Consider the following 22246-nt stretch of genomic DNA (forward strand, 5'->3'; position numbering starts at 1 on the left):
GCTGGGGGTCGGCCCGCGCTGGGCCGTTGCCGGGTGGTCTCGATACGCGCCGACGTGCTCGCTGGCGCTCGCCGTCGCCGCTCCTCGACCAGCGGAACGGTCCGATCCCTGCTCGACCAGGGACGCGGGGCTTCGGGGGCAGTGGCACTCTGGGGGGATGAGACGGGTCGGGTGGGTGCTGGTGGCGGTGGTCCTCGCGGGGTGCGGTGGCACCGGCGGGGGAGGGGGGAGCGGCAGCACGCCCTCGCCTGCGCCCTCGACGACTCTGCCTGACGACCCGACACCGACCTTGCCGGACGACCCGACGCTGCCCGACGACCCGACGCCGACGGGCAAGCCGTCGGCGGCTCTGCAGACCGTCACCGGTGTCGTGGAGCGTTCGCCGGAGGACCGGTGCGTCACGCTCGCCGCGACCGGTCGCACGTGGGTGCTCACAGGAACGGTCGCCGGCCTCGAGGCCGGCGACCGTGTCACCGTGCGGGGCCGGCCCGACCCCGACGCGACCACCACCTGTCAGCGAGGACCGGTGCTCGTCGTCGTCGAGGTCGAGCGCGGCTGACTACTCCTGCTCGTCCGTCGTCGACGCCGTCGCCTTCGGAGCGAGCGGCTGAGCCGTCTCCGGGGCGGTCGGCGTCGTGGTCGTCGCCGACGGGGTCGGCTCCGGGGCCGATCCGGTCACCCGGACCGTCCCGCTGCCGAGCACCGCACCCTCGGACGAGATCACCTGCATCTCACCGAACAGCGAACGACCCTCGGTCGGCTGCGCCGTGGGCTCCAGCGAGCCCTTGACGACCGCCGTGCCACCGCGTGCCAGCTGGACGGGCGTGTCGTCGACCGCGAGCGTGCCCAGCCCCGTGGAGTAGAACACGTCCAGGTAGTCGTACTCGGTGCTGCCGGCCGGGACCGCGTAGCCGTCGACGACGACGGTGTACCTGCCGGCGGCGGGGGCGTCCAGCGTGACCGACTCCTCGGAGTCGCCGTCCGCGGACTGGCCGGCCTGCGACCCGTCCGGGTTGAGGATGGCGAGGTCGAGGTCGGCGCCGGCGTCGGACGTGCTGCCGATGGTCGCCGTGAGGCTCGACGCACCCTCCGGGACGTCGACGGTGTAGGTCTGGCGAGCACCGTCGTCGATCGTCTTGCGCTCCGCGAGGGCGCTGCCCAGGTCGCCACCACGCGGCGTGACCGTGACCGGACCGAACGCGTTCTTGAGCGTCCACTCCAGGGCCGTCGCGCCACCGTCGGCCGCCGGGGCGACCTCCTGGGAGGCGGGGTCGACGGTGACGCCCTGGACCGCGGCGGTCAGCGTGAACGGGTTGTCGAGCAGCGGCGACGTGCGACGCGACTCCACCTCGATCTCCCAGACACCCGGCAACGGGTCGGCGTAGCTCCGCGACGTCGGCTTGCAGGCCTTCGCGTCGCTGAAGTTGGTGTAGCACGCCGTCGACGCCGTCGACTCGACCGGGACGCCGTAGGGGTTGATCGCGATGAACCGCGTCTGGCTGCGCGTGGCGATGCCGGACAGGTTCACCTGCAGCGCCTTGGCACCCTTCGGCACCGACACGAAGTACGACGTCGACCGGTTGCGCTGGACCGTGCCGCGGTTCTCCTTGGCGAAGCTCGGCGAGGTCAGGCCCGTGGACTGCACGACGGTCACCATGACGCGGTGGTCGACGACCGGGGTGGCCGGGTCGTCGATCTCCACGATGGCCGAGTGCGCACCCTGAGTCTTGGCGGTGGCGGTCACCGGCAGGCTCACCGTGCGACCCCGCGCGAGCGTGATCGAGGTGGGCGCGCGGAACGTGCCGTCGTTGCCGACGATGCGCACGGTGTGCTTGACCGACTTGTAGGTGCCGGACGAGCGCGTGATCTTCACGTCGTACTTCTTGGCCTTGTTCAGCGTCTGACCGCCCTGGTCGGCGGCGCAGCGGTTGTACAGGCCCGTGCCGCGACCCGGCTTGGCCAGGAAGTCCGACAGCGGGGTGCAGACCGGCGCGTCGGTGCGGTAGTCGGCCGTGACGGCCTTCTTCAGCAGCAGGCTCCACGCACCGGGCACGTTGAGCTGTCCCGTGCCCTGACCCGCGACCGTCTCACCGGAGAAGAGCTTCGCCGAGGAGTACAGCGCGTTGCGCAGCTGCTTGGGCGTCACCGGGACCTCCCGGGCGAGGGTGCCCGAGAGCAGCACGGCTGCCGCGCCGGCGGCCTGCGGCGAGGCCATCGACGTGCCGTTGAACATCGCGTAGCCGACCGGAAGCGTGTAGCCGGCCTCCTTGAGGTCGGGCTGCTTGAGCCACTGGGGCACGGTCGAGATCGCCGAGCCGGGGGCCGCGATGTTCGGCTTGAAGTCGCCGGACTCCGTCGGGCCACGCGAGGAGAACGGGTGCAGCGCGAGCGCGGCCGAGACGACCGAGCCGTAGTTGGCCTTCCAGGTCTCCTTGGAGATGGACGACGCGACGCTCACGACCTTGCCGGCCACGGACGGGTCGCCGATGGTGTTCAGGCCCGGGCCGCTGTTGCCGGCGGAGATGAACAGCTGCACGCCGTAGTCGTCGATCAGACGGTCGTAGACCGTGGCACGGGCGTTGTTGGCGTCGTTGAGCGCGGGCAGGCCGCCGATCGACATGTTGACGACGTCGACACCGCGGTTGGTGACGAGGTCGACCATGCCGTCGAGCAGGGCCGCGGCGGTGCAGCCGCCGCCCCACGTGCACGCACGGCTCGAGACGATCTTGGCGCCGGGCGCCTGGCCGTTCATGGCGCCACCGAACAGCGAGTGACCGGCGGCGATGCCGGCGACGTGGCTGCCATGGGCGTCCTCGACGATGCCGATGTTCACGAAGTCGGCGGTGCCGGGCAGGTCGGCGGGCGCGAGGCTGACGTCCTCGCGGTACTCGACGGTGAACGGCATGCGCTCGACGACGTCGGTCGACGGGTCGTCGGTGCCGAAGTGGCCGACCTGGAACTTCTCCTTGTACGGGCGCATGAGCTCGTCGTCGGAGAAGACGTTGTCCTGGTTCGCATCGACCCAGATGTCGTGGGTCGTCTCGTCGTAGAGGATGCCGAACCGGTCGGTGGTGTCGCCGTCGCGGTTCACGTCGCCGCCGGGCTCGCTGCCGGCGGTGATGCTCTCGCTGAAGCGGTTGACGCGGAAGGTGCCCTCACGCGGCGCGGTCCAGGTCTGGTCGGCGTAGGTGAACGTCGGGGTCGCCTTCACGGAGGTGAGCATGGCCCGCCACGTGCTGTCGTCGTCGAGGAGCGGGTCGGTGCCAGTGACCCAGTCGACGATCTTGCGCTCGCCGGTGCTGGTCTCCTGCAAGGCCGGGTGGTCGAGGTCGACGCCGGAGTCGATGATGCCGATGGTGACGCCGCGGCCGTCGTACTTCGGGTTCTTCGCGACGAAGTCGGTCGTGCCGGTCTCGCGCGTGGGCATGTACGGGTTGGCGTCGGGGGTGCTCGCGCCGGGCGCGCTGCTGGGCGCGGAACCGTCGGCGGAGACCTTGCCGGGGGCAGGGTCGTCGATCGGGATGGTCTCGTCGAGGTCGACGGCGTCGACCTTCGAGAGTGCGGCGACCTTCTCGACGCGCGAGGTGGGCACGCTGGCGCGGACGTAGCCGAGCTTGTCGTCGACCTTGCCGATCCAGGCGCCCGACGACTCCAGGGCGTCGACGACGGCCCCGGTGGCCTTGCGCTGGGTGGCGATCATGACGGTGACGCGCTTGTCACCGTTCTGCCGGGCCTCGGCGAGCAGCTCGCGGTCGGGCTGGCCGAGCTTGTCGCCGGCCGGCGCGTCCTTGACCTCGTCGGTCTGCGCGGCCCGCTCCGGGGCCTGCTCGACCTTGGACCGCGGCTCGTCGTTCGCGGCGTTCGCTGCGCCCGCCGAGGTGATGGCGAGCGCGAGCGCGATGGTGGAGGCGGCTCCTGAACGGAGCAGCCGTGTGCGGCGTGTGCGCAAGGTGGTGCGTCCTCTCTGCTACCGGACCGTGGACCGGCGTCCCCCCGTGGGACAAGGCGTGCCCGCCCTGGGAGGGGCGAGGCATGGGAGACAGTCTCACCCCGTGCCTGCTGGTGCGCCAGGGCTGACGGACCTGCAATTGCGGGCTTAACCGTTTCGTCACCTTGGCGACGACGACGCACGAAGCCCCTCCCGGAGTGGTCCGGGAGGGGCTCGGTGCGTGTCGTCCGCCGGGGCGGAGCGAGGTCAGCGCTGCAGGAAGTCGAGCAGCACGCGGTTGAGCTCCTCGGCGTGGCTCACGTTGAACCCGTGCGGGCCGTCGGCGACGACGTGGACGGTGGCGTCCTTCACCGTCTCACCCGTGCGCTTGCCGGAGACCTCGAACGGCACGACGGCGTCGCTGTCGCCGTGGATGACGAGCGTCGGCACGTCGATCTTCTCGAGGTCGTCACGGAAGTCGGTGTTGCCGAAGGCCTCGACGCAGCCGAGCATGGCCGTCGTCGACGCGGGCTCGACGAGCGCGATGGCCTCCTGACGCTGGGCCTCGGTGACCTTGAGCTCGTCGTTGGCGCTGAAGAAGTTCGTGGTGAACTCCTCGAGGAAGCCGGCACGGTCGTTGCTGACGCCGTCCTTGAAGCCCTGGACGTCCTCGGGCGTGAGGCCGCCGTCGGGGTTGTCGTCGGTCTTCAGCAGGTACGGCGGGACGGCGCCGGCGAACACGGCCGAGTGGATGCGCTCGGAGCCGCGCGTGCCGAGGTAGCGGGCCACCTCGCCGCCGCCCATCGAGAAGCCGACGATGGTCGCGTCGGTGACCTCGAGCAGCTCGAGCAGGCCTGCGAGGTCCTCGGTGAACGTGTCGTAGTCGTAGCCGGTGTCGGGCTTGTCGCTCGCGCCGAAGCCACGGCGGTCGTAGGTGATGACACGGTAGCCGGCCTCGGTCAGGGCCGGGACCTGCTCCGACCAGGACGCGCCGCTGAGGGGCCAGCCGTGGATGAGGACGACGGGGCGGCCGTCGCCGCCGGAGTCGGTGTAGCTGATCTGGATGCCGTTGGTCTCGAGCGTGCTCATGGGATGTTCCTCCGTGGGTGTCGGGGATCGTGCGCTCTGGCTTCTTCGAGTCTGGTCGAGCAGGCCGACGGCGCAACTCGAACGTGCACGATGTGGTCGTATGCGATGTAACTCCTGGTCTCACCTCGTGGATGGATGCCCCTGGTTTGCCGCGCGCGGATGCCAGGACGGACGTACGCTCGCCGTGACGCACACCACACGGCCGCCAGGGTCGTCACGGTGGGGCGCGAGGCCGGGGAGGCGGACCGATGGCTGACTCACTGATCGAGAGGTCGACCGTGCTGCGTCGCGTGCGTGCGGTCGGCAAGGCGTTCACGACGCCGCTGCACCCCGACGACTACCTCAAGCTCATCAACCCGCTGTGGTCCGCGCGCGAGCTGCGCGGCCGCGTCGAGCGGGTCGAGCAGGTCACCGACCGCTCGGCGACGCTCGTCATCAAGCCCGGCTGGGGCTGGTCGTTCGACTTCCAGCCCGGCCAGTACATCGGCATCGGCGTGGAGATCGACGGCCGGTTCCACTGGCGGTCCTACTCGTTGTCGTCGGCGCCCGTGCGCTCGGAGGGCACCGTCGCGATCACCGTGAAGGCGATGCCCGAGGGCTTCCTGTCCGAGCACCTGGTCAACGGGCTCGCGCCGGGCACGATCGTCCGGCTGGAGTCGCCGCAGGGCGACTTCGTGCTGCCCGACCCGCCGCCGGCGAAGATGCTCTTCGTCGTCGGCGGCAGCGGCATCACCCCGGTGATGTCGATGCTGCGGACCCTCGACCGTCGCGGCTCCGTGCCCGACGTGTTCCTCGCCTACTCCGCGGTCGACGAGGACGACATGATGTTCCTCGACGAGCTGCGCGAGCTCGCTTCGAAGCACGACCGCTTCACGTTCCACGAGCGGTTCACCGACCGCGACGGGTTCCTCACGCCCGACCGGCTGGGCGAGGTCTGCCACGACTGGGCCGAGCGCGAGACGTGGGCCTGCGGCCCGCAGCCGATGCTCGACGCGCTCGTCGAGCACTTCGAGCGGCTGGGCCGCGAGGACGAGCTGCACGTCGAGCGGTTCTCGCTCGGCGCCACCGAGACCGACGCCGAGGGCGGCACGATCACCTTCGGCGACACGGGCAAGAGCGTCGAGGTCGACGGGGCCACGACGCTGCTGGAGGCCGGCGAGCAGGCCGGCGTCAACATGCTGTTCGGCTGTCGCATGGGCATCTGCCACACGTGCGACGTGCCGCTGCTCAGCGGCCGCGTGAAGGACCTGCGCAGCGGCGACGAGCACACCGAGGGCGAGTACGTGCAGACCTGCATCAGCGTCGCCGCCACCGACTGCACGCTCAAGATCTGAGGAGACACCCATGGCCTACGCCGACGTGCGCGAGTACACCCACCTCACCGACGAGGAGGTGGAGGCGATCGGGCGAGAGCTCGACGAGATCCGCGCCGAGGTCGAGGCGAGTCGCGGTCAGGCCGACCGCGACTACGTCCTGCGCATCATCGCGCTGCAGCGCCGGCTGGCGGCCGCCGGGCGCATCACCCTGTTCGCGAGCCTGTTCCCACCCGCCTGGCTGCTCGGCACGGCGCTGCTCTCGTCGGCCAAGATCCTCGAGAACATGGAGATCGGCCACAACACGATGCACGGCCAGTGGGACTGGATGAACGATCCCGAGGTGCACTCCAGCAGCTGGGAGTGGGACACCACGCAGCCGGCGGAGCAGTGGAAGCACTCGCACAACTACATCCACCACCAGTTCACGAACGTGCTCGGCCACGACAACGACGTGGGCTACGGGATCCTGCGGATGAGCCGCGACCAGAAGTGGACGCCCTACAACCTGGGCCAGCCGGTCTACAACGCCCTGCTCGCGCTGTTCTTCGAGTACGGCGTGGCGCTGCACGACCTCGACATCGAGGCGATCCGCAAGGGCGAGAAGGACCCGAAGCTGCTCAAGCGCCAGCTCAAGCAGATCGGCGACAAGATCGGCAAGCAGGCGCTGAAGGACTACGTCGTCTACCCGGCGCTGACCGGTCCGGCGTTCCTCAGCACGCTGACGGCGAACATCACGTCGAACCTCGTGCGCAACGTGTGGGCCTACATGATCATCTTCTGCGGGCACTTCCCCGACGGTGCGGTGCACTTCACCGAGGAGGAGCTCGAGGACGAGACGCGCGCCGAGTGGTACCTGCGCCAGATGCTCGGGTCGGCCAACTTCGAGGGCGGCAAGCTCCTGCACATCATGAGCGGCCAGCTGGGCTACCAGATCGAGCACCACCTGTTCCCCGACCTGCCCAGCAACCGGTACGCCGAGATCTCGGTCAAGGTCAAGGACATCTGCCAGCGCTACGGCATCCCGTACACGACGGGTCCGCTGCACAAGCAGTACGGCCAGACGCTGCGCACGATCATGAAGTTGTCGCTGCCGAACCGTCGCACGAAGGACAACCCGGCGCCGCCGGCCCCGCGTACGCGGCGGCTGCGCGACGACGAGCGTCCCGGACGGCGTCACGAGCTGGGCCGTTGGACGAACGCGGCCGCCACGTCGTGAGCGACGGTGTGGTGACGGCGGCGTCGGGCCCGGTGGTCGAGGGCTCGGCGCTGCCGTTCGCGTGCGTGGACGACGAGGGTCGTGGGACGCACGAGAAGGTCGTGAAGAAGCAGGCCATTCGCTGCTCCCTGAGCCGGATCTGCGGGGTGTGCGGCGAGACGCTGACCCGCCCGGTCGCGTTCGTCGGCACCCCCGACGAGGCCCTCGACGGGGAGTTCGCGTTCCCGCCGTGCCACGTGGCCTGCGCCCGCCAGGTCGCCGCCGACCCGCGGCAACGGCTCGGTCACGCGGAGCAGCCGCACCGCTGGGTGCTGGTCAGCACCGCCGGCTTCGACCTCGTGCGCCCGGCTCGGCGCGGCGACCCGGTCTGGTTCCGACCGAACTCGGTGCTCGAGCGCGAGACGCTCTGAGCCTCAGGCCGCCAGCGCGCCGCGGATGAGGTAGCGGTCGCCTTCCTGCGTGAGCAGCAGCGTCAGAGCCTGGGTGCGCCGCACCCCGCCGATCTCGTAGGAGTAGGTGTAGGTGACGCGCATCTGGTCGGGGTCGGAGCGCACGGCCTCGACGCGCACGTCGCTGACCCGTCCCCAGAAGTCGGTGTAGCCGGTGATGCCGCCGCTGGCCTGCTGGTAGGACGCCGTGAGCAGCTGGAAGCCGCGCTGCGGGTCGCTGGCCGCCGTCTGGACGTAGTCGGTCGCGAACTTCTCCAGGCGCTGCTGTGCCGTGACCGGCGGTGCGGCCGAGGCCGCCGCGGCGACGGGGGCGCCGTCGTCGCCCGTGGTCGCCAGCACGCCGGCGCCGGCCGCACCGAAGGCGACGAGGGCTGCGGCGGCGACGAGGATCGTGCGACGGTCGCGTCGACGTCGTCCGCCCCGGCGGCTGGTCGGGGGCGGCAGGGTCGGGGGAGCGGTGACGACGTCGCGGGTCGGCGGCGCCTGCGTGACGGCGGTGCGGTGTCCGTCGGGGGTGGGGATCGTCGCGGTCGACTCGCTCGCTCCGGCGGTCGCGGCGCGCGCGACGGCCAGGTCGGCCAGCGCGGACCGGTGGTGGCCGAGGCCACCCGGCTGCGCGAGGGTCTGCAGGAGGTCGGCGATCTCGCGCATCGTCGCGCGGTCGGTGGGGTCGTGGCGGGTCGCGGCGGCAACCACGGGAGCCAGCGGGTGGTCTGCGGGCAGCGCAGGCGCCGGCGCGTCGAGGATCTTCTGCACGGCGGTGATGACGTCGTCTCCCTCGACGTCGTACGGCACCGAGCCGGTGACCACGCGGTAGACCGTGATGCCGAAGGCCCACACGTCGCCCGCGGCAGTGGCGGTGGAGCCCCGGGCGATCTCGGGGGAGAGGTAGGCGGGAGAGCCGGTGATGAGGCCGGTGCGCGTGAGCGCCTCGTCGTCCTCGCGACGGGCGATGCCGAAGTCGCCGAGCTTCGCGACGTCGTCGCCGGTGACGAAGACGTTCGACGGCTTCACGTCGCGGTGCACGAGCCCGTCGGCGTGGGCCGCGGCGAGCGCGTCGGCCACCTGCGCGAGGAGGCGGGCGGCCCGCTCGAGGTCGAGGGGCCGTCGTGGGCGAGGTCGGCGAGCGTCGGCCCGTCGACGAGCTCCATGACAAGCCACGTGAAGTCGCCGTCGTCGGCGAGGTCGTAGACGGAGACGACGTGCGGGTGGTGGACCCGCGCTGCCAGCCTCGCCTCTCGCTCGGCGCGTGCGGCGTCGACCTCGTCGGAGCCTGGGGAGAAGCCCAGTCTCTTGAGGGCCACCCGACGGTCGAGAAGGGTGTCGTGGCCTGCCCACACGCTGGTGGAGCGACCTCGACCGATCTCGTGCTCGAGCCTGTACCGTCCTGCGATCACCGACGACTCCTTTCCACACGACGGTAGGAGCGGATCGACGGTCCCGCGAGTCGAGATACCCCCTGTGAGCGTCGTCTCACACCCCCGATTTGGATCCCCGTTCACCGTGGCGTAATGTTCTACGTGCGACGCGGGGTGGAGCAGTTCGGTAGCTCGCTGGGCTCATAACCCAGAGGTCACAGGTTCAAATCCTGTCCCCGCTACCAAGAGGCCCGGGATTCTCACGAATCCCGGGCCTTGTCTTTTGCTGACGCGTGACTCCGCGCTGACTCACCACGAACGAGCGAGGGCGCGGCGGAGCGCCTTGCTAACGTCTTGGTGGCAGCGAAAGCGCCGGCGTTCGGCTTCCGGTAGACGGTGCCGCTTCCCGTCGCTGGCGTTCGACGATCACGAACGGTAACGAGCGCCGGCTCCCGCGCGCTGCCGGCTTCGTAGCTGACCTGGTGATGCGCCCCACCAACGTCGAGCGGCGCGGGTGAAGGACGCTTGCTCGCGAAAACCGCACATGTGGGTGATCTGGGCGAAGGGAAGGTCAGTGGTGGTGACGAGCAACAGAGCCTGATCGCGGCGCGCCTCGTCGACGAGTGTCTGGTACGTCGTGCCGTGCGCAGCAAGTCGTCGATGGAGGGTCCGTGGGTGGATGGAGAACACCTTGGCTACCGCGGCTTGGTCGACGAATCCCGTTCCGAGGAGGTGCCGTAGTGCGCCTCGGGTGCGCTCCACCACGTCGTCGTCGGAGCGCGAGGTGGTCCGGTCCAGGAAGGCGACCGCGAGGTGCTTCAGGGCTTCGTCGCCGCCGGCGAGCGACCGGGACGGGAGGCTTGACGGGATCCTCAGCACTGCCGCGTCTTCCACGGGTGCCCGGAAGGTGACCTTGGCGCCGAAGAACTCTTCGTAGATGTCAGTGCGCGCCGGGCACTCGTAGGGGAGCATCACCTCGCGCAGACCGTAGTCCCCGTCGCTGAGGTGGGTGATGCCTCGGTGGATGAAGCCCATGGCGAGGTCGACGGCCTGGGCAGGGCCACGTGGGCGCGCGGGTCGGTAGTACAGCGCGCTGACGCCTGGTTCTTCTCGAGGGTCGTCCCGCAGCTCGAAGGACACGAACTGACTGTGGACGAAGAGATAGGTGTTGACCACGTCCAGCGCGCTTCCCAAGGTCGGGCAGTTCATCAGGGCGATCGCGAGCGCACCCAGGACGGTGATGGACTGGCGGTCAGCCATCTGCAGACCGAGATTGTGACAGCCCAGCTCCTCGACAACCAGCTCCAGCATGGCGGCAGAGCGATGCGCCTCGACCAACACGTCGTCCTGGTCGAGAGCGCGAGGATCCAGCCCCGCCCTTTCTGCGAACGTGTCGGCCTGGCCTCCGAGTTCTGCGACCACCGAGCGGAAGCCGCGCAGACTGGCCGAGCGAAAGTACATGCTCACCTGTCCAGCGTGTCAATGATGTCCGTTCATGACAAGAAACTGTCTGCTGAAGACAAGTTTTACGCTTCGTGCTCGCGTTCACTGTGACCGTGACGTTTCTCCTCCAGGAGGCCCAGTGACCGAGTCATCCGAGCGCCAGATCGTCGGCGCCGAGGTGCCACGAGTCGTCGCAGCGCGCCTGAACGGGACCTTGCGCGACGACGGCGCCAAGGTTGCTCTGGTCATCGAAGGCGGGGGGATGCGAGGCATCGTCTCTGCGGCCATGGCGACCGCGTTGGAGGAGAGCGGAATCCTGCCAGCCGTCGACATCGTGGTCGGCACATCGGCTGGTGCCGTCAACGCCGCCGCTACGGTTCGTGGCACGATCAGCGGGCTCACAGATGCGTACGCCGACGTCTACTCGTCGCGCGAGTTCATCGACATCCGTCGGCTGTGGAACAGAGGCCGACCCGTCGTGGACAGTGCGCGCATCGTCTCGCACATCGATCAGCTGTTCGGTGTCGGCGACCTGGTCGGGGATTTCGGCCCTCGGCTCGCGATGGTCGCCACAGACATCGACGCGGCAAGGGCAGAGGCGCTGACCGGTTTCGCCGATCGGACCGACCAGCTGTCGGCTATCCATGCCTCCGGGCTGCTTCCGATCCTGGGGGGTCCGCCCATCAGCTTCCGCGGGAGGCGGTGGCTGGACGGCGGGATCCTGGAGCCGGTGCCCGTGGCAGCGGCAGCGACCCTGGGGGCCACGCATGCCATCGTCCTGGCAACACGACCTCGCGGCTTCGGACCGACCTTCGGAGCATTCGACCGCGTGATCCAGCGTTATCTGCACGGACTCAATCCGACGCTCGGGTCCGCGTACGCACAGCGGCCGGCGCGGTACCGAGCGGTCCTGGAGGCGACGGCCGGAGGCTCGTGCTCAGGCGTCAGGACGGTGCTCTTTGCTCCTGATGCCGCGGTCCGGCTCCCGGGCAGACTCGAACGCGACGCCCAGCTACTTCGATCGACAGGGCGCACGGTCCGCGACGAGACCCTGCGGCAGCTCGCCACCTGGCAGGTCGCAGCGTGACGGCGCGGCGTGCCGTCGCGACCCGTTCGAGGGAGGTCCGGCCCGCGCAGGGGTACGGGTCGGACCTCCCCCGAGTGGGGTTCAGCCGTGCGCGAAGGTGATGTTCGGCAGCGCTCGCTTGAGCCAGGCCGGGACGTACCAGGCGGCGTGTCCGGTCAGGCGCAGCAGGACCGGCAGCAGGACCAGGCGGACGAGGAACGCGTCGAGAAGGACGGCGACGCCGAGCACGACCCCCATCTCCTTGGGTGGCAGCGGTCCTGAGAGGGCGAAGGTGAAGAAGACCGCGACCATCACGGCGCCAGCGGCGAAGATGACTCGTCCGGAGTGCGCGAGGGAACCGACCATCGCCTCATGCGGATCGCCGCTGCGCTCGTAGTGCTCCTTCGCCGAGGCCAGCAGGAAGACCGTGTAGTCCATCGCGATGGCGAAGATCATGGCGAAGAAGAAGACCGGCGCCCATGCATCGAGGAAGCCCTGGCTCTCGAAGCCGAGCAGTCCTGCGCCCCAGCCGTCCTGGAAGACGAGGCGGGCGACGCCGAAGGCGGCTGCGGTCGAGAGCAGGCTGACGAGCGTCCCAAGCAGGGAGATGAGCGGTGCCTGCAGGGCGATGAGCAGGAGCAGGAAGCCGAGTGCCAGGACGACGCCGATCACGAGCGGGGTGGAGTCGTCCAGCTGGGACTTCAGGTCCAGGTTCTCCACGCCGGCACCACCGACCCGAGCGGTGTCGGGCAGGTCGGCGCGCAGTCGCTCGACGGTCGTGGTGAGCGCGGGGTCCGACGGATCGACGGTCGGGACGGCCTGGATCATCGTCAGGTCCGAGCCGTCGGGTGCGCGCTGGGCCGGCATGGCGGCGGCGATGCCGTCGTCGGCGGCGAGGGTCTTCGCTGCGGCCTGTGCCTGGTCGTTCGCGACGACGATCTGCAGGGTGCCCGGTGCGCCCGGTCCGAAGGCTTCCTGGACGCGGTCGTAGCCGACACGGGCTGAGGCGTCCTCGGGAAGCACCTTGATCGAGGGCATCGCCGTGCTGAGGCCGACGACGGGTGCAGCCAGGGCGAGGAGCACCACGAGGGCGGCGCTGCCCCACAGGATAGGGCGGCGCCAGAGACGCTCTCCCCAGGCGGCGAAGCGACGCGACCGGTGTTCCCCGGTCCTGACCCAGGGCAGGGCCAGCTTGTTGATGCGGTGGTCGAGCTTGACCAGCACCAGCGGCAGCAGGGTCAGCGTCGCGGCGAGCACGAAGACGACGGACAGCATGATGCCGCCGGCCATCGATCGGAAGGACGGCGAGGGCACGAGCATGACCGCGGACAGCGAGATGAGCACGGTCAGGCCGGAGAGCAGCACAGCCTTGCCGGCGGTGTCCATCGTCTCCGCGATGGCGCGTGGTGCGGACAGCTTGGCTCCCATGCGGGCGGCGCGGTAGCGGACCACCAGGAAGAGCGCGTAGTCGATGCCGAGGGCGAGGGCGAACATCATGGCGAAGTTCATCGCCCAGATGGAGACGGGGACGAGCTCGTTGATGAGGACCAGCGAACCGGCCGAGGCGACGAGTCCGGACAGGGTGAGCAGGAGGGGGAGTCCTGCGGCGACGAGGGCGCCGAAGGCGATGACGAGGATGGCCAGCGTCACGGGCCAGGAGACCATCTCCGACTTCAGCATCGCCTCGAGGTTGGCCTCGTTGAAGTCTGACCAGAGCAACGAGGAGCCGGTGGGATTGACGTCGATGCCGTCGCCGGACAGGTCCTGCAGCGGGCCCTTGAGGTCGGTCGCGACGCGGACCATCTCGTTGGTGTCGGCGCCTGCACCGGCAAGCACGATGGCGGTCGAGCCGTCCTGACTGAGGGTCGCGCCGGGCTGGGGCGCGACGACGTCGGCGATCCGGGGCTCGTCCTTCAACAGTGTGGTGACCCTGGCGAGGGTCTCGGCACCGCGACCCTCGGTGACGGGCCCGTCGTCGCTGTGCACGACGACCTGGATGGCCGAGGATGCGTTGCCGCCGAAGTGCTCGCGGGCGAGCTCCCGGGCGGCGACGGACTCGGAGCCGTTGGCCTGCCAGCCGGCGCCGGAGAGGTTGTGCTCGACCTTGGGAGCGAAGACTCCCAGGCCGATGACCAGCATCAGCCAGGTGATGGCCACGATCTGGCCGTGGGTGGTGACCCAGATCCCGAGGCGCCCCAGTGGACCTGAGGAGATCCGCGCCTCCTGTCCGGGAGCGGGTGGGTCGATCGTCGATGTCATGCGGTCTCCAAGTGCTCGAAGGGCCGGAGGGGAGATCAGTCGCATCCCCCCGGGGGGTTCGACCAGGACCGTAGCATATCCCCCCGGGGGGATGTAGAGTTCGAGACGACGGCGCCGGCCGGCGCCTCGGAACGGAGGAGTGAGATGACTGAGCTGACCATGAGGGTGAGGACCGCCAGGGGCTACGAGGAGACCGTCGGGTTGGTGCGAGCCAGCCTCGGCGAGGCGGGTTTCGGCGTGCTCACCGAGATCGACATCCAGGCGACGCTGAAGACCAAGCTCGATGTCGACGTCGAACCGCAGGTCATCCTCGGCGCCTGTCGTCCCCAGCTCGCGCACGCCGCGATGCAAGCCGACCCGTCCATCGCGGCGCTCCTGCCGTGCAACGTGGTCGTGCGCGCAGACGGGGCAGGGACCGTCGTCGAGGCCTTCGACCCCCGGGCCATGACCGCCATGGTTCCTCAGTCCTCTGCCGGTCTGCGCGAGATCGCCGCCGATGCTCGTACTCGTCTGCGCGGCGCCCTCGAGACGGTGGAGAACGCCTGATGCCCGACGCCGCGGCGATGGGTCTGGAGCCCGCTGAGATCAAGGCCATCATCACTCGGATGAAGCGCGCTCACGGCCATCTCGGCAGTGTCATCCGCCACGACGGGGGCCCGTCGCCTGTCAAGGGTCGCTCGCAATTTCCGCATCGGATGAGGTCGAACACCCCAGAACGACACCCGGTGCAAGAGCTGCGTCCGTGGACCGCCGGTCCGGTGGGTAGGTGCAGGTCGAAGTGTTCGGGGTCAGTTCATATCAGCGTTGGACACGTTACCCCGCGCGCCGCACCCGAAGACGAGTCGCCTCGCGTCGCTACGCCCAGAGCGTCGAGCCGAACCTGAACCACACCGCGGCCGCCACCGCGACGTACCAGAGCATGATGATGAGCGCCGTCCAGTTGCGCAGGAACTGACCGAGCGACGAGCTGGGGGCGAGGTGAGAGACGGCTTCGCGGCTGCCGATGACGACAAGCGGGATAACGGCTGCCCATACGACCATGCAGTAAGGGCAGAGCCGGCCGATGTCATAGAGGCTCTGTGTCTGCAACCAGGTGATGAAGGCTGCGGCGAAGACCAGACCCACCTGGAAGCGCCCCAGAAGAGTCGTGGCATCCGACCATCCAGGAACAGCAGGACACCGAGCAGCACAACTCCCGTAAACCCGATCAGGCCTGGGACTAACGGGTCAGTTCGAACTCGTACTGTCCTGAGGTCGCGAGCGACTGAATAGGCAGGCCCGGCTTTGAGACGCGTTTTTCGGCGGCTCGTCGTACGCTGTGCGGGTGATTGCCGAACTCTGCGAACGCGCCGAGCGGGCTCGTCGGCCATGGGGGAGGGCATTAGTTCTCCGAACCATGGGTGCGGGTTAGCTGATGCCCGACCACTCCCGGCGTGGGGCCTTCGCCTTACCACTGGAGTGCGCTCGAACCGTATGAGCTGTTCGGATGCAGCGAATTCACCATCGTTGCTGAGAGAAACCTAAAGATTCATCTGGCGAAGTCTGTTCAAACCTTGCGCAAGTGTGGTCTGATCTGACTAACCTCGAGGCTGCCTGGGAGTGCTTCAGCGAGACGAACCATCCGCGAGGCGTAGATCAGCAGAGATGTGCGTCGGCGGCCTGAAGTAGAGGGTCCCCAGTATGCGTGGACGTCTTACCCGTTTTGTGCTCCTGCCCACGGTGACGGCGGTTGCCGCCGGTGCTCTGATCGGTGGCCCGGCCATCGCCGAACCGGAGGGCAACAAGGTCGAGTTCCGCATTCCTGAGGGCCAGGCTTCGAAGAACAAGGACTTCGGCGATGCCTCAGAGGTCGGGGAGGCGATGGCGAAGGCGCGGGAGACGAAGAAGCGTGTCGAGATTCGCTCGGAGCGCGACGAGCGCCGCACGGTGTTCGTCAACCCTGACGGGACGATGACCCAGGAGACGAGCGAGGCACCGCGTTTCGCCGAGACCGACCACGGGGTCTTCCAGCCCCTGAATCCTGATCTCGCTCCTGAGGGTGGGCGGCTGGAGCCTGAGGTGTCTGATGCCGATGTGTCGTTCTCTGCAGACGGCGCTGGTGAGCTCACGCGGCTCGACCTCGGCAAGGGTCGCTCGATCGGCCTGAGCTTCGACGCAGAGCTGGCGGCGCCCACCGTCGACGGCGCGACCGCCTCGTACAGAGTGCAGAGCGACGCGCCGGAAGCGTCTGCCACTCCTTCGCCTTCGTCATCAGCGGATGAGCAGAGTCCGACGTCCGATGTGGCTGTGGTGACCGGTACGCGAAGTGGGGGTTTCTTCACCCACCTCACGCTGGACGGTGCACCGGACTCTGCGCCGGAGTACCGCTTCCCGCTCAAGAGCGAGGGACTGACTCCTGTCCTCGTGGGCCAGGTCTTGTCGTTCAAGGATGGTGAGAAGACGGTGGTGCAGTCGCGCCCGTTGAAGATGTGGGACGCGCAAGTCGACGAGGCCGGCGACCCGGCTGCACCTGTCGATGTCGATGCTTCCCTGGAGACCGAGGATGGCGGCCAGGTCCTGATCTTGCGTCCCTCGATGGAGTGGTTGCAGGCCGAGGGTCGTCAGTACCCCGTGGTCATCGATCCCGACATCGCGCCGGTGAGTCCGGTGGGGGACACGTGGGTTTTCTCCACCCAGGCTTCGGATGATCCGCGAAGCTCGGACCCCGGCCTGCGAGTGGGCTCGGACGATGGATCGCGCGCATTCCGTTCGATCATCTGGTTCCGCTACAACCGGTTCGTCGGCACCAATGTCACCAAAGCGACGCTGAATCTCAAGCAGTACTTCAGCGCGGCTGGCTGCACTGCCAAGACGACGGTCTTCACCCCCACCACCTCGGGAGACTCGACGGTCTCGGACATCACATGGTCTAACAAGCCGAACGAGTCGACTGACAACCGGTGGCGTATCAGCCCTACCTTCAATCGGAACGGAACCTCGTCCGGCTGTGCAGCGGGCCCGCAAGCCATTGATGTGACGTCGATGGTCAATGGCTGGTCAGGCAAGCACGCTGGATCGGGCAACTTCGCTTTCGCCGACTCCTCGTCGGCCTTCGGCGCCACCCTCAATCGACAGTCCGTCCAGCTCCATGCTGGTGTAACGCCCACCGAAGAGCAGGATGCGACTCGTCAGAAGCGGTTCTGCTCCTCGGACTGGGTCTCGAGCGCTACCTACTGCGACAGTGCCTCAGTCGTTCCTACTCTCTCGATCACGTACGACCCTGAGATCGGCAGTCAATCCTGGTACTCGATGACGGATCACCCGTTCAACAGCTACTCCTCGCTGTCGGTCAACAACCGCAACGGCAATCTGCTCGTTTCCGCCACCGACGGGAAGATGAATGGCGTCGGCCTCAATCTCGACCTCGCCCGCACCTACAACTCACAGGCGACGGTGACGAACACGTCGATCGGCAAGGGCTGGAACCTGGGCATCGGTCCTGACGTCTGGTTGCGAAAGAAGTCTGGTGTCCGCTTCGACTACAACGGTCCCTCCGGCACGATTCTCGGGTCTTTCGTCCGCAAGAGCGCGACCTCGACTAACAGTGCCTTCAAGGACTTCTCGACACCGATCGGCGGTATCGGCTCGGACCTCAAAGAGACGGACACCGGCTTCACGTTGACCTTCAGGAAGTCACGTCAGAAGTTTGACTTCGATCTCGTCGACTCGAGCGGGAACGCCTACCTCACGAAGATCCGCGACCGCTCTGACAACGCGATCACCTTCGGCTACAACGGGACGATCAACAACCGTCCGAAGCTGGCGACGATCACCGACAGCGGCGGTCACGTCCTGAACGTGACGTACAGCGGCAATACGATCACGGCCATCACGGAAAGCACCAATTACACGCAGAGCTCCGGTGGCGCGCGCACCTGGGCCTACGCCTACGACAGCAGCGGACGCCTCACCGGTTTCACGAATCCGGAGAACAAGACCACGACCTACGCCTACACCAGCGGCGGTCTGCTCTCAAGAATCACCGGCCCGGCACGCACGAAGCCTGACGGCAAAGCGAACACCGGCGAAACCGAGATCACCTACGGGGTCAACAGCAGCGGCGAGGCACAGGTGCAGACCGTCCGCTACCGCTGGGACGACGACGCGGCAGACGCTGCCTGGCACATGTTCACTTGGTCTTATCCGACCAGTCGGCCCACGGTATGCAACGGCAACGGATCGCTCTGGACGACCGTGAAAGACCCTCGAACGAACACGACCACCTACTGCTTCGGTCAGCGCAACGACTCGACTGGCAAGGGCAAGACGTGGGTCTACGACCCCAAGGGCAACATGAAGTCCCAGGACTACACCGCCGACAATGCACCTGAAACCTTCACCAGCGCGACCGGCGCCACGACCGTGAACAAGTACAGCGGCGGCGCGCTGCAGGATCGCCTCGAGAGCGTCACCGAACCGAAGAACAGCAGCGGCGAGAACGCAGCAAGTGCGGGACTGCAGTACAACGCCCCCAGCACCACCGAAGGCGGCGCCTACCTCCCGACCGCCGCCCAGTCGCCCTCGGGAGACTGCAACGAGTACGGGTATGACGCGAAGGGTCGAACCACCACTGCGTACACCGGCATCACACCTGAGGCAGCAACCAGCGCGTCGAGCGGTGCGCAGCGCAATGGCTGCAAGACCTCTAGCAGCGGCTTTGACGCAAAGTTTGAGCGACGCTACAAGGACAACGGCACCGTCTCTTCCTCCTGGGACGGCAATGCGCAGGACTCACCGACCGACGCCGAAAAGACCATCTACACGTACTGGGCGGACGGAGACACCGGCTACATCGCGGGCTCGGAGGGTCAGTTGAAGTCGGTTCGTAAGCCCGGCGGTGACTGCTCGACTGGGTCCTCGCGGAAGCTGTGCACGAGCTTCACCTACGACGGCGCTGCCCGTGTTGACACGACGACGGACGGCCGCGGAAAAGTCACCAAGTACCAGTACGACCGCAACGACAATGTCGTGCGCGCGATGTTCGACACCAACGATCTCGCGTGCAGCCTCAACCTCGGCGTCTGCATCGACTACACCTACGACGCTGAGCAGAACCTGCTGCAGCGCTCGATGACGACCACGTCGCGCACCTCGGCCTTCTACTACGACCGGATGAACCGACTCGTAGGCAAGACTGTCGGCGTCGACGCGAACACCTTCGACTTCTCTACCTCGGCGTACGACGGCGTCGGCAACATGGTCTACGACCAGACCTATGTAACTGGGGCACCGGATTCGGTCGAGATGGTCTTTTATCACGACAGCGCCAACAGCCTCTACCGAGTCCTCGACTACAAGTCCACCCCGACGTTCCGGTTCGACTTCGAGACCGACAAGGACGGCCGAGTCACCTCGGTCGCTCCGACGTCAGCATCGTCTGGCAGCACCATCGTGAAGTTCGCCTACGACTACACCACATCCGGGCGACCAAAGTCGATGCGCTGGCTCACCCCAGGCGGCACCGAGCAAGCGAAGATCGCCTACAACTACTCCGTGTCGGTGCCCGTCGGTGGTGGAAGCGCCATGTTCGACACCCCGCAGATGCAGTCGCGCACGACAACCGGCACGGGCGCTGCGTCGAATCAGACCGGCACCATCGACTACGACTACGACAAGCAGCGACTCGTCAAGGCGACCGACACCAACGGCACCGACTACGAGTACACCTACGACAAGATCAGCAACATCACCAAGGAGATCGCAGGTAGCACCACCACCCGCTACGGCTACAACAAGGCAGGCATCCTCTGCTGGGAAGGCAGTACTGCCGGAGACAGCGCAAGCCCGTCGAGCTCGACCGCAGGGTGCCCCAGCACCCCATCGGGCAACACCACCATCAACGCCGACAACGCCGGCAACAGCCTGGGGACGAGCGCCAACCCAATCACCGTGAACCAGCTCAACCAGGTCGACCAGATCGACGGCAACGCCCAGACCTACCTCGACCAGGGCAACGACCTGCGCCAGACCAGCGCAGGCAACCGCGAATATGACTCAGGCCGCGGCGTTACCGGGATCAAGCGCGGCAGCACCTACGAGTACTACATCCGCGACACCAATGGCACCCTGCTCGCCAGCCAGGTCGGCTCGACCCTCACCTACGCAGCGTCGGAGCCCAACGGCAACATCACCTGGCTCATGAACAACTCAGGCTCACGCGTCGGCTCGTACAAGTACGCCCCCTACGGGGCTACGACGTTGACCGGAACACCCGCAGCTGCGAACCCCTTCCGATGGATTTCAGCGCAACAGGATGACCGCGCTTCCGGTGCAGCTGGTTCGTACAAGCTGGGCGCGCGCTACTACGACGGTCGCGGTCACTTCACGCAACCTGATCCAGTAGCGGGAGGGTTGGCGGATCCGCGAACTATCGCGGCCTACAATTATGGCAACGGCGATCCTATCAACTTGGCTGACCCCTCTGGATATTTCGACATCCCTAATCCGGTCGGTTTCCTCAAGTTTGCAACAAAGCGAGCACCTGGTGTTTGCTATATTGCAAACGCGGTTCAAGACACGGATAATTCATTCAAGGACGATTTGAATGATCTCAACACCTGCTTCAATCCGTATGCGTTTGTGCAAGATGCGATTGAGGACTAGTTCATGGATAATGAGACCAATGCCCGCAATCTTCTGTGGTGGTCATTCGGGTTCGCAGTCCTGCTGAACTTGATCGCATCTGTGGCGGACCTGCAAGGTTCTGTTTGGTTTGCGCTCAGAGCCGTCGTCGCGGGAGTGTTCACAGTCGCGCTGGGCTGGTGGATTTTCGAACGCGTTCGACATCGGTAGGGCCGGGGGCTGGGCGGAGAGCACGCGGACGCTTACCGAACTCTTCGTCGAGAGTTGTGTTGCTCGCACGCGCCACCCTGCCGAGGGCTAGCGTGCGGCATGCGGATCCCCTGTGAGATGCGGCAGTTTTTTTGCGACGGTTGTGAGGCAGAGGAGCTTTAGAGCTACGCCAGCGATGCTTCAGCGGGCTGCGATCACAGTGGGTGTGTCGGCAACCTCGGGGTGAGCGGGAGGTCGTCCGCTGGCAGAACTGGCGTGGCGATCTGCGCTCATGGAGGCGAGCCTTCGCCCCGTCGGAAACGTTTGGGTGCGCACGACCTCGTATGACCGTCTCGACCAGAGCGAGAAGTCAGCGGTCAGCTTCTTCCTCGGGATGGCGCAGGCCCAGTTGAGTTGTCATCAGTTGCTCAACGTGTCTTCGTTGGTCCACATCGACACCTACTTGAGAGCCATCGGAAAGCCATCGAAGAAGTCGCGACCAGACCTCCTTGGCTATGACTGGCTCACGGGTACTGCGGTCGTTGTCGAGGCGAAGGGGCGAACTCACGGCTACAGCGACAAGCTAGTGAACGATGCCAAGGCTCAGGCGATGAAGCTGCCTGCTCTTGCCGGTCACTCTTCCACCTCGATCGCGTCAATCGGATGGTCAATCGAGCCCGTGCCAGTTGATCGGCGAGTACTCGGCGCATCTGGGACGTGCCCAGATACGACAAATGCCCCTCCGGTCGAACCGTAACTTTGGCTACCGGGCACCTCGACGACCGCGTCGCAGAGAGACCCGCGTTGGCCGGGGCGGCACGAGCAGGTGGCTTGTTGAACGAAACGTACCGGAGCCCATCAGATGCCGGCTGTCGAGAGTTCGCCGCTCAGCATCTGGCATCTGATGTGCGTTCTGGAAAGATGGACTGATGGGGCGTTCAACGTCGTGGGCTGCCACTCCCGCGAGTCGCAGAGTGATGCAGGCGAATCGCCCGACTGATACCACACCGGAACTGGCAGTGCGTCGACTGCTCCACGCTGCGGGCCTGCGCTATCGCGTGAACTATCGCCCGCTTAGTCATCTGCGGCGAACCGCCGATATTGCCTTTACGCGCCACCGCGCAGCCGTCTTCATCGACGGGTGCTACTGGCATTCTTGCCCGGAACACGGGACCCTCGCCAGGGCCAATCGCGAGTACTGGTCCGCCAAGTTGGAGGAGAACGTAGCGCGAGATGCCGACACCAATAGCCAGCTCACGAAGGCTGGATGGACGGTCATGCGATTTAGGTAACACGAAAAGCCAGAGGATGT

At 67.1% G+C, this 22246-nt stretch carries 15 protein-coding genes and 1 tRNA gene; 9 read left to right on the forward strand and 7 right to left on the reverse strand.

Annotated elements, in window-relative coordinates; genetic code table 11:
• Positions 1–289 precede the first annotated feature (289 nt).
• Complete coding sequence (locus Aeryth_RS05970; RefSeq protein ID WP_067855918.1) at positions 290–559, forward strand: hypothetical protein; 270 nt, start codon at positions 290–292, stop codon at positions 557–559.
• Here the strand turns inward: Aeryth_RS05970 and Aeryth_RS05975 are convergent, their stop codons facing one another.
• Positions 560–3949: a S8 family serine peptidase gene (locus tag Aeryth_RS05975; RefSeq protein WP_083516292.1), complete on the reverse strand. Its 3390-nt coding sequence runs from the start codon at positions 3947–3949 to the stop codon at positions 560–562. It abuts the gene before it with no gap.
• Positions 3950–4195: 246 nt separating this feature from the next.
• A complete protein-coding gene (locus Aeryth_RS05980; protein ID WP_067855921.1) occupies positions 4196–5017 on the reverse strand; it encodes an alpha/beta fold hydrolase in 822 nt (273 codons plus the stop codon).
• A 248-nt stretch (positions 5018–5265) separates the two neighbouring features.
• Between Aeryth_RS05980 and Aeryth_RS05985 the strand changes: the two genes are divergently transcribed.
• Genes Aeryth_RS05985 through Aeryth_RS05995 form a run of 3 tightly spaced genes read left to right on the forward strand, consistent with a single transcriptional unit; the run spans position 5266 to position 7959 of the window.
• A complete protein-coding gene (locus tag Aeryth_RS05985) occupies positions 5266–6351 on the forward strand; it encodes a ferredoxin reductase (protein ID WP_067855924.1) in 1086 nt (361 codons plus the stop codon).
• 10 nt (positions 6352–6361) lie between these two features.
• A complete protein-coding gene (locus tag Aeryth_RS05990) occupies positions 6362–7549 on the forward strand; it encodes a fatty acid desaturase family protein (protein ID WP_067855927.1) in 1188 nt (395 codons plus the stop codon).
• Entirely contained in the window at positions 7546–7959 is a 414-nt protein-coding gene (locus tag Aeryth_RS05995; RefSeq protein ID WP_144433687.1) for a hypothetical protein, read from the forward strand. Before Aeryth_RS05990 ends, Aeryth_RS05995 begins: the two co-directional genes overlap by 4 nt.
• Before the next feature lie 3 nt (positions 7960–7962).
• On the opposite strand, the gene Aeryth_RS06000 is transcribed toward Aeryth_RS05995, so the two are convergent.
• A complete protein-coding gene (locus Aeryth_RS06000) occupies positions 7963–9063 on the reverse strand; it encodes a protein kinase domain-containing protein (protein WP_067855933.1) in 1101 nt (366 codons plus the stop codon).
• Positions 9009–9395, reverse strand: a complete 387-nt coding sequence (locus tag Aeryth_RS18460) for a protein kinase domain-containing protein (RefSeq protein WP_067855936.1) — start codon at positions 9393–9395, stop codon at positions 9009–9011. Before Aeryth_RS18460 ends, Aeryth_RS06000 begins: the two co-directional genes overlap by 55 nt.
• A gap of 129 nt (positions 9396–9524) precedes the next feature.
• Here Aeryth_RS18460 and Aeryth_RS06010 point away from each other — a divergent pair.
• Positions 9525–9601: transfer RNA gene (locus Aeryth_RS06010), tRNA-Met, on the forward strand.
• Between the two features lie 181 nt (positions 9602–9782).
• Here the strand turns inward: Aeryth_RS06010 and Aeryth_RS06015 are convergent.
• Entirely contained in the window at positions 9783–10817 is a 1035-nt protein-coding gene (locus Aeryth_RS06015; RefSeq protein ID WP_236749873.1) for an AraC family transcriptional regulator, read from the reverse strand.
• Between the two features lie 121 nt (positions 10818–10938).
• Here Aeryth_RS06015 and Aeryth_RS06020 point away from each other — a divergent pair, with 121 nt between their 5' ends.
• Complete coding sequence (locus Aeryth_RS06020) at positions 10939–11886, forward strand: patatin-like phospholipase family protein (RefSeq protein ID WP_067855942.1); 948 nt, start codon at positions 10939–10941, stop codon at positions 11884–11886.
• 81 nt (positions 11887–11967) lie between these two features.
• On the opposite strand, the gene Aeryth_RS06025 is transcribed toward Aeryth_RS06020, so the two are convergent.
• Positions 11968–14124: an MMPL family transporter gene (locus Aeryth_RS06025; protein WP_067855945.1), complete on the reverse strand. Its 2157-nt coding sequence runs from the start codon at positions 14122–14124 to the stop codon at positions 11968–11970.
• A gap of 144 nt (positions 14125–14268) precedes the next feature.
• Here Aeryth_RS06025 and Aeryth_RS06030 point away from each other — a divergent pair, with 144 nt between their 5' ends.
• Complete coding sequence (locus Aeryth_RS06030; RefSeq protein ID WP_067855948.1) at positions 14269–14670, forward strand: DUF302 domain-containing protein; 402 nt, start codon at positions 14269–14271, stop codon at positions 14668–14670.
• A gap of 309 nt (positions 14671–14979) precedes the next feature.
• Here the strand turns inward: Aeryth_RS06030 and Aeryth_RS06035 are convergent, their stop codons facing one another.
• A complete protein-coding gene (locus Aeryth_RS06035) occupies positions 14980–15249 on the reverse strand; it encodes a vitamin K epoxide reductase family protein (protein ID WP_067855951.1) in 270 nt (89 codons plus the stop codon).
• A 555-nt stretch (positions 15250–15804) separates the two neighbouring features.
• Between Aeryth_RS06035 and Aeryth_RS06040 the strand changes: the two genes are divergently transcribed.
• Entirely contained in the window at positions 15805–20766 is a 4962-nt protein-coding gene (locus Aeryth_RS06040; protein WP_083516296.1) for an RHS repeat-associated core domain-containing protein, read from the forward strand.
• A gap of 1097 nt (positions 20767–21863) precedes the next feature.
• Positions 21864–22226: a very short patch repair endonuclease gene (locus Aeryth_RS17335; RefSeq protein WP_083516297.1), complete on the forward strand. Its 363-nt coding sequence runs from the start codon at positions 21864–21866 to the stop codon at positions 22224–22226.
• The last annotated feature ends 20 nt before the right edge of the window (positions 22227–22246 follow it).

This window comes from Aeromicrobium erythreum (assembly GCF_001509405.1).
Classification (GTDB): domain Bacteria; phylum Actinomycetota; class Actinomycetes; order Propionibacteriales; family Nocardioidaceae; genus Aeromicrobium; species Aeromicrobium erythreum.

What these genes read in the sequence shown, in the direction of transcription:
- Aeryth_RS05980 (WP_067855921.1), bottom strand. Translation starts at nt 5,017, where the DNA reads ATGAGCACGCTCGAGACCAACGGCATCCAGATCAGCTACACCGACTCC.
- Aeryth_RS06040 (WP_083516296.1), top strand. Translation starts at nt 15,805, where the DNA reads ATGCGTGGACGTCTTACCCGTTTTGTGCTCCTGCCCACGGTGACGGCG.
- Aeryth_RS17335 (WP_083516297.1), top strand. Translation starts at nt 21,864, where the DNA reads ATGGGGCGTTCAACGTCGTGGGCTGCCACTCCCGCGAGTCGCAGAGTG.
- Aeryth_RS06030 (WP_067855948.1), top strand. Translation starts at nt 14,269, where the DNA reads ATGACTGAGCTGACCATGAGGGTGAGGACCGCCAGGGGCTACGAGGAG.
- Aeryth_RS05990 (WP_067855927.1), top strand. Translation starts at nt 6,362, where the DNA reads ATGGCCTACGCCGACGTGCGCGAGTACACCCACCTCACCGACGAGGAG.
- Aeryth_RS05985 (WP_067855924.1), top strand. Translation starts at nt 5,266, where the DNA reads ATGGCTGACTCACTGATCGAGAGGTCGACCGTGCTGCGTCGCGTGCGT.
- Aeryth_RS06025 (WP_067855945.1), bottom strand. Translation starts at nt 14,124, where the DNA reads ATGACATCGACGATCGACCCACCCGCTCCCGGACAGGAGGCGCGGATC.
- Aeryth_RS06015 (WP_236749873.1), bottom strand. Translation starts at nt 10,817, where the DNA reads ATGTACTTTCGCTCGGCCAGTCTGCGCGGCTTCCGCTCGGTGGTCGCA.